At 41.5% G+C, this 7,693-nt stretch carries 9 protein-coding genes; all 9 read left to right on the plus strand.

Going from position 1 to position 7,693, the window contains the following annotated elements:
* Positions 1-724: PilZ domain-containing protein (locus ACYVTD_RS08305; protein ID WP_461247307.1), on the plus strand; the 724-nt coding region annotated here is incomplete at its 5' end.
* On the plus strand, positions 717-1,691 hold the full coding sequence (locus ACYVTD_RS08310) for a HEAT repeat domain-containing protein (RefSeq protein ID WP_461247308.1): 975 nt from the start codon (positions 717-719) through the stop codon (positions 1,689-1,691). The genes ACYVTD_RS08305 and ACYVTD_RS08310, both read left to right, overlap by 8 nt.
* Positions 1,685-3,154, plus strand: coding sequence for a ComEC/Rec2 family competence protein (locus ACYVTD_RS08315; RefSeq protein WP_461247309.1), 1,470 nt, complete (start codon positions 1,685-1,687; stop codon positions 3,152-3,154). Before ACYVTD_RS08310 ends, ACYVTD_RS08315 begins: the two co-directional genes overlap by 7 nt.
* Positions 3,151-4,017, plus strand: coding sequence for a 16S rRNA (adenine(1518)-N(6)/adenine(1519)-N(6))-dimethyltransferase RsmA (gene rsmA / locus ACYVTD_RS08320; protein ID WP_461247310.1), 867 nt, complete (start codon positions 3,151-3,153; stop codon positions 4,015-4,017). Before ACYVTD_RS08315 ends, rsmA begins: the two co-directional genes overlap by 4 nt.
* Before the next feature lie 7 nt (positions 4,018-4,024).
* Complete coding sequence (locus ACYVTD_RS08325) at positions 4,025-4,711, plus strand: YggS family pyridoxal phosphate-dependent enzyme (RefSeq protein WP_461247311.1); 687 nt, start codon at positions 4,025-4,027, stop codon at positions 4,709-4,711.
* A complete protein-coding gene (locus ACYVTD_RS08330) occupies positions 4,712-5,227 on the plus strand; it encodes a hypothetical protein (RefSeq protein WP_461247312.1) in 516 nt (171 codons plus the stop codon).
* Positions 5,227-6,162: an RluA family pseudouridine synthase gene (locus ACYVTD_RS08335; protein ID WP_461247313.1), complete on the plus strand. Its 936-nt coding sequence runs from the start codon at positions 5,227-5,229 to the stop codon at positions 6,160-6,162. The genes ACYVTD_RS08330 and ACYVTD_RS08335 overlap by 1 nt, the downstream gene beginning before the upstream one ends.
* Entirely contained in the window at positions 6,155-6,847 is a 693-nt protein-coding gene (locus ACYVTD_RS08340; protein ID WP_461247314.1) for a pseudouridine synthase, read from the plus strand. The genes ACYVTD_RS08335 and ACYVTD_RS08340 overlap by 8 nt, the downstream gene beginning before the upstream one ends.
* A 158-nt stretch (positions 6,848-7,005) precedes the next feature.
* Positions 7,006-7,693 (plus strand): SDR family oxidoreductase (locus ACYVTD_RS08345; RefSeq protein WP_461247315.1); only part of this gene is annotated, 688 nt, incomplete at its 3' end.

Here is a 7,693-nt window from a genome sequence, read left to right on the forward strand (position 1 = left end):
GGCGGGGACAGGCGTTTATAAATCCGAGGTTGTAAAAAATTCAGGCAATTATCTTGCTATTGCGCGTCCTGTAAATGCCAGTATGAAAGATTCCATGGAATGGTACGGGCTTAAAATATCCGTTTATTTTTGGCGCGAAGACGACGCTGGATACGTCTTTGATTCCGAAGTAGTAGACGAGGTTTTTTCTAAAGGTATTTCTTCATTAAAAATAGAGCATAACGATTCGCTTTTCAGAACGCAAAAAAGAAAATCCATGCGTGTTAAATTTCAAAAGCCGGCATTTTTGTATCTTGTCAATGATAATGATAATCCGCACAGGCTGGAGAAATCGGCGGGATTAAGAGTAATGCTGGAAGATATTTCCGATTCAGGATGCGCCTTTAAAGTATTGGGACAGGTTACCGTAGGACTGCGTTTAAAAGTGCAATTTTTACTGGAAAAAATTCCTGTCTGCATTCCCGGTACAGTGCGCTCTGTAGATTATTATCGTGATATTAATACAACGATTGTACACATGGAAGCAGACCCGCTTCCTATCGGAACCAGAAATTATCTTTTATGCGAAGTCTTTAACTTACTTCCCGAAGAAGACGAAGACGAGCTTCCATTCCGCGTATTGGAAGATGAAGCAAATGTTATGACAGAGCAAGCGGCTCAAAAATCCGCAGAGCAAGCCGCGCAACAAACGACAGATCAACCAAAGGAGACTGTTAATGCGTAATAAATTTATATTAATTTTTTTGTTGATATTATCCGCTTCGATTGTTTACAGTGATCCGCAAGAAGAAAAAATAGATATTTCCAATATTAAAGACGCTTCTGTTCTTTGGCGGCTTTTTTTGGATAACCCCGATTCAAAAACAGGAGCAGATATTCTTCTTAGACTTGGAACTGTGGGAAAGGGAAACAGGGTAATTATAGATAATATCAATAATTATTTAATGGGGAAAAATCTTTTATTTAGATCGGGAGAGACTGTCGATTATACGATAATATCCGTATGTATTTCTACGCTTATGGAATTGGGGGACAACTCGTCTTATCCCGCTCTTTTCTCGGTACTTTATGCCGGATACCCGGAAGTAATTACTTCCGAAGCTCAAGGAGCGTTAGAGGTAATTCCCGGAAACCTGCAGCAATTTCTTGTAAATGTAATAATGAATAATCCGCCCGAAGAAAAATTTGCCGCTTTTACAATGGGAGTAAACAGCGACAGGTTGACAGTATCGCAACGCGGACAACTTGCAGAGCTTGCGCTTGAACAGGGATTAGCCTCCACAGATAATAATATCGATCTTACCGCCATGCGCTATTCTTCTATTTTACTGCTTACGCGTCTTAGGTGGACGCGCGCCAACGCTCTTGCGATACGGCACTATTACCGCGTGCAAACCGATTATCTTCAGAATTCGTTACAGAAAGAAAGATTTATAGAAGCAATTACGTGTCTTGGCGCGGTTGGAAATTCAGACGCCGCGCTTGTACTTTGTTTACAACTTGGACTTATTAACGCCAGAACAGAAAGCACAGGAGCTTATGATTCCGAAATAACATTAGCGATTGTACAGGCTCTTGGAAAGATAGGCTATAACGCCGCTTTTGATCATTTATTAAACGTAAGTTATTTATCTTACCCCGAAGAGATTCAAGCCGCGGCAAGGGAGGCGGTTGCTCGCCTTAAATGGTAACTCAGTTTCTAAAACGTCTTCATATTACTCCTCTCCTGTGTGCCGCTCTTGGAACGGCTATAGGTTTTTATTTTTTATTTCACAGTACAAAACCGGTAATCGCCGCCGTTATATTGCTCTCCCTAACGGCGTTCTATCTTTTAATGGTACTGTCTTCGCTTAACACGCAATCACGCACGTTAAAATTGTACTCTCACTGCACAGCCGCATTAATCATTGGGCTTATCATCGGCATTTGTGCGGCGTTTTCAGGGCAAAATAAAGTCGCCTTCGGTCTCCCTGAAAATAAAATAACCGCCATTGAAGGTGTGTTAGCTGAAGACCCAAGAATTATTTCAGGCGGAAAAGCGATAGTTTCCGTAACATTGCGTAACAGTGCCGCCGGAAACATACGAGCAAGTAGTAGGGGAGAGATTGCAATTTTTATTACGCAGGAAAATGTGGAAAGACTAAAGCATTTCGGGCGGGGGACTGTAGTTTTTGTCGAAGGAGCATTGCGTTTAAATGAAAAGGGAAATTGGTCTTTAAGCGCGAAGTCATTGCATGTTGTAAAACAGCCGTCGTCGATAGAACGGTTACGTACAAATATCAGATTAAATTTGATAAAACGCTTTGGCGGTAAACAGTGGGGTGGGCTTGCGCTTGCGTTGCTTTTGGGAATAAAAGACAACCTTGATACGGAGTTGGCTGTAATGTACAGAAATTCAGGACTGTCTTACATACTGGCTTTGTCGGGAATGCATCTTGCGATACTTGCCGCACTTATTACATTCCTGTTAAAAAAACCGCTCGGCTTAAAAGCGTCCGCTATTTGCGGCGCGGCTATTATTTTACTTTATTGTTTTTTGGTAGGTTCAATGCCCAGTCTTAACCGAGCCGCAATGATGTACATACTTGGAGTGTTAGCGGTACTTGGAGCTTTGCCTAAAAAACCGCTGTCAATATTATCACTATCATTTATTATTCAAATTATTGTTACCCCGTCAGCCGGAAACAGTATTTCTTTTATTCTTTCATATTTGGCGTTAGTAGGCATTTTAATAATCGGCAAAGCCCTTTACTCATTGCTTGCAGGCAAAGTTCCAGATTTTTTATTGCAACCCCTAGCCCTATCCTGCGGCGCATTTTTGGCGACAGCCGGAGTTTGCGGTTCCACATTCGGACTCCTTGCCCCCGTTGGAATCATAACAGGGTTTATAATGGTTCCACTTACAACAGTCTTTATGATTGGCTCGATAATCTGGCTCGTCTTGGATTTTCTTTCGCTCTCCGCCTTGCTAAACCTGCCGTTATCCGTCCTGTACAAATTAATGGAAGTAATCGCTTCAGTTTCAGGGAAAGTTCCCGGCATTTCATCAAGTGCGTTATTGATAATCGTTCTCTCCCTTGCCCTCTCGCTGTTAATTGTTGCCTTTGAATACAGACGGCGTTTGTCCCTGTTAAAATTGGAACCGTTTTTATGACACTTAATTACAATTCCGCAACCGCTTTACGCGCCTTTCTTGAACAAGAAGGACTTGCGATGCAAAAAAAGTTTGGGCAAAATTTTTTAATTAACCCCGAAACAAGAAAGGCGCTTGTGCAGGCTCTTGATGTTCAAAATGGAGATGAAATTTGGGAGATTGGTCCCGGTCTTGGAGCGATGACGGCTCTGCTTCTTGAAAACGGAGTAAAAGTAAAAGCGTTTGAAATCGACATTGGCTTTATCCGAATCTTAAAAAATATTTTTTCCGAGAATAAAAATTTTACCCTTGTTGAAGGCGATGTAATGAAAACTTGGCAGGCACATCAGCCTGTTCCGTTTCTTTTTGGAAATCTTCCGTACAATGTAGCGGCTGCACTTTTGGCAGACTTAATCGAAAACGACCGTATTTTTTCACGCATGGTTGTTACCGTGCAAAAAGAAGTCGCCCAACGGATGGCGGCAGTTGCAGGGAAGCCCGACTATTCGTCTTTTTCCGTATTGTGTGCGTCGGCTTATAAAGTTAAACCGCTAATGACAATCCGCCCCTCGTCTTTTTACCCCCAACCGAATGTGGACAGCATGGCGGTTCTTCTTGAAAAAAAAGACGCTCAAAAATACCCTGCTGTTTTTTATCCATTGGTACGGGCTTTATTCGCTTCCAGACGTAAGACAATAAAGAACAATTTATCAACTTTTCTTTCCGCCCGTTTTGGAGAGTCCCTGCAAAACAAATCGGCGGTACAGGAGCTATGTGCCTCTGTTTTACAAAGCAACTCGCTTAACGGCGGAGAACGGGCGGAAAGCCTTGAATTGGAGTCGTTTTTATCTATTGCATTATCCATTGATAATATGCGATTATAGAATAGAAATGTCAGTTGCCGAGAATATAGCAAAGTTGGAAGAGCGGATTCAAAAAGCTTGCGATTCTGCCCACAGAAAACGGGAAGAAGTTACGCTGATGGGCGTGTCAAAGTTTGTGCCTATTGAGCAGATAGTCGAAGCGTATAATTCTGGTATTCGTTGTTTTGGAGAGAGCAGAGTAAAGGACGCAGAGGAAAAACTTGCAACCTTTAAGAGCGAACATTCCGATGTGCGGCTTCATTTAATCGGCTCCTTACAACGGAACAAGGCAAAACAGGCGGTTCCTTTTTTTGACTGCGTTCAATCGGCGGACAGGGACGAGATTATCGTTGAGCTTGCGAAACATTCGCTCCAACGTCAATGTCCGCTTGAAGTATTGCTTGAGTTGCATACAGGAGAGGAAACAAAGAGCGGCTACCAAAGCATAGAGGCTCTTTTTAAGGCGGCGGAGTTGGTTTTGGAAAGTCCCAAGTTAAAACTTACGGGACTTATGACAATGGCTCCGTTTACAACGGATACCGCCTTGGTTCGTTCTTCTTTTAAGCAACTTGTAAAAGCGAAAGATGAACTTGAAAAGCGTTTCCCCGGAAACTGGTCATGTCTTTCTATGGGAATGTCAAACGATTTTGAGATAGCCATAGAAGAAGGTTCAACATTGATAAGAATAGGCAACGCTATTTTTAAGGATAATTAAATGAAGAAAATATTTTTTTTGATAATTTTATTTTCTCTCCTGTTTAGCGTAACGCATAAAGCGGAAGCTCAAAGTTTAAGCACAACTCAATCGACTGTATCAACATTTAAATCTTCTGATTTACCTCAGTGGGTAAAAGATATTCGCCGTTTTGATATTATCGCTTTTGGTATATTCCCATTCTCAATGTTTTTTGTTACAACCGTGGCTGATTTGCTCCGTTGGAGAGACGCAAATAATTTTAATTTTTCAGAAGAAGGGCGGCAGTATGCTCCCTGGCCCCTAAAATCGGCAGGCGCAGTTGAAATGACAAATGATGAGTTTAAAAATACTATTTATCTAGCCGCCGGAGTATCGCTTGGATTAGCGCTTATTGATTTGGTTATTGTAAATATAAAAAGAGCTATTGAACGCAAAAGAAACGAAAACCTGCCTACAGGCTCATACGAAATTAATGTAACCCCCTATGGAACTCAGGAGGGAATCGGTGATTCCGCAGGCTCTGGAAAAAAATAATGCCCGATTTTTCCCATGTTATAAATGAACAACTCCCCCAACCCGTCAGACTTGACCGCTATGTATCGGAAACTTTACGCCTTCTCTCCCGTTCGCAAATTAAGGCAAGGTCTTTAACCGCAAAAGTAAATGGAAAAGAAGTAAAAAATTCTCGCATCGTTAAAAAGGGAGACCATCTTGAATTGTGTTGGCAAGATTCTCCGCCCGTGAATATTATCCCACAAGACATTCCCCTTGAAATAATTTATGAAGACGAAAATTGCGTTGTTGTAAACAAACCGCAGGGAATGGTAGTTCACCCAGGAGCAGGCAACAGGCAGGACACGCTTGCCAATGCATTATATTTTAGAAGACTTAACAGAGGCGGCAAAGCAAGCGATATGGAAACAAACAATGTGCGTCCTGGCATTGTACATCGTCTTGATAAAGACACATCAGGAGTAATTATTGCCGCTTATAATGATGAAGCACATGCTTTTCTTGCACAACAATTTAAGGCGCGTAAGACGAAAAAAACTTATACGGCGATTGTTCAAGGCACGCCAAAAGAAAACAACGGACGCATAGAAACTTTTATTGCAAGAGACCCTAAAGACCGCAAAAAGTTTACAGTCTGTGCCAATGGAAGAAACGCCGTTACTTATTACAAAGTGATTAATTCATGGCGGACGCACTCGCTACTTCTTTTGCGTCCACGCACAGGACGCACTCATCAATTAAGAGTCCATTTGCGATACATCGGCTGTCCAATACTTGGAGACCCAATTTACGGCAGTGCGGATAAATTATTCCCCGATGCAAGCCTTATGCTCCACTCTAAAAGTCTTGCGATTATTTTGCCGAATGAAACAGAGGAACGGTTTTTTTCTTCGCCTATTCCCATGCGGTTTACGGCGGTAATTGAAAAATTAAACAGGATAAATACAAATGGATAGCCCCTACATTCTTGAAGAAATGGAAGATTTCGCCGTGGTGTTTAAGCCACCAAAAATGCACTGCACCCAATCAAGCATAAAATCGCAAAAAGACGGTACGCTTTTAGAATGGTACTCCGCTCAATCGCCATGCTTTGACATAATGCACCGCCTAGACTTTGAAACCCACGGACTTGTATTGTTTGCTAAAAATAAAAAAAGTTACGACACTTTTAAAACTTTGCAAGACAACGGCGAATTTATAAAAGAATATTCCGCAATCTGCACAAAAACCGATGTTGCTTCTGAGTTATCAGGTTTCCCCGAATATTCAAGCGGCATATCTCAACCTCCATTTGTAATAGAAAGTTATTTTCGCCCCTTTGGTCCAGGCAGAAAACTTGTCCGCCCTGTAATTGAAGACGGAAAAAAACACAAAGAAATCGCCAAAGACAAAGGTGGCTTTTACAAAACGGAAATTATCAGTATTAACGGAAATATTTTTACAGCAAAAATAAAGCGTGGGTTTCGCCACCAGATACGCTGTCATCTCTGCTGGGCAGGTTTCCCAATTCAAAATGACCCATTGTACTCACCTTCTAGTGAATGTCCGCAAACAGGAAACCTTGCCCTGCGTGCGTATTCGCTCTCTTTTGATGATCCTACAAACGGAAAACGGCGTGAGTATCGGATAGCGGCGTATTAGATATGAAAATCTCTAAAAACATAGGTTTGGTTTTTAGAGATTTTCATACCTTTCAAGCTCAATTTTTGCCTTTCGTTTACTTTGACATATATATGCTAAATTAAACGGAACGTGTTTATATATATAACTTTTTTACAATCTATGTTATAATATAAGCCATGAAAAACATAAAAGATAAATTGATACTAATAACTGGAGGAGCGTCCGGTATCGGTCTGCTTATGGCATTTACATATGCAGAAAAACAAGCCAGGGTAGTTATTTGGGACGTTAACGAGTCTGCAATAAAACTGGTGGAAGATGAAGCCCGCGCTAAAAATCTTTTTATACGCGGAATGGTCTGCGATGTATCCGACAGAAACGCCGTTTACAGTCAGGCGCAAAAACTTGTAGCGGAGTTTGGTCCGTTGGATATTCTTATTAATAATGCGGGTATCGTATCAAAAAAAGGACCGAATGTCGTTGGTCCTGTTTTCCTTAGTACTCCCGATGAAAGCATAATTAAAATTATGAATATAAACGCGACTTCCCTTTTCTGGACATGTAAAGCGTTTCTGCCTTCCATGATAGAAAGAAATACTGGTCACATTGTTACCATTTCTTCGTCCGCGGGAATTATCGGCGTAAAAGGATTGTCGGATTACTGCGCCGCAAAATTCGCCGCTTTTGGTTTTGACGAATCGTTGCGTATGGAACTGCGGCGCATGAAAAGCGCGATAAAAACCACAGTAGTTTGTCCTTTCTTTATTAATACGGGACTGTTTGAAGGAGTAAAGACGCGCTTCCCGCTTATTCTGCCGATTCTAAAAAAAGAATATGTTGTAAAAAGAATAGTTAAAGCAATAT

The sequence above is a fragment of the Treponema sp. R6D11 genome, from assembly GCF_054786075.1.

Bases quoted from the DNA above. Each gene is read 5' to 3' on its own strand.
- ACYVTD_RS08310 (WP_461247308.1), top strand. From the start codon at position 717: ATGCGTAATAAATTTATATTAATTTTTTTGTTGATATTATCCGCTTCG.
- ACYVTD_RS08315 (WP_461247309.1), top strand. From the start codon at position 1,685: ATGGTAACTCAGTTTCTAAAACGTCTTCATATTACTCCTCTCCTGTGT.
- rsmA (WP_461247310.1), top strand. From the start codon at position 3,151: ATGACACTTAATTACAATTCCGCAACCGCTTTACGCGCCTTTCTTGAA.
- ACYVTD_RS08325 (WP_461247311.1), top strand. From the start codon at position 4,025: ATGTCAGTTGCCGAGAATATAGCAAAGTTGGAAGAGCGGATTCAAAAA.
- ACYVTD_RS08330 (WP_461247312.1), top strand. From the start codon at position 4,712: ATGAAGAAAATATTTTTTTTGATAATTTTATTTTCTCTCCTGTTTAGC.
- ACYVTD_RS08335 (WP_461247313.1), top strand. From the start codon at position 5,227: ATGCCCGATTTTTCCCATGTTATAAATGAACAACTCCCCCAACCCGTC.
- ACYVTD_RS08340 (WP_461247314.1), top strand. From the start codon at position 6,155: ATGGATAGCCCCTACATTCTTGAAGAAATGGAAGATTTCGCCGTGGTG.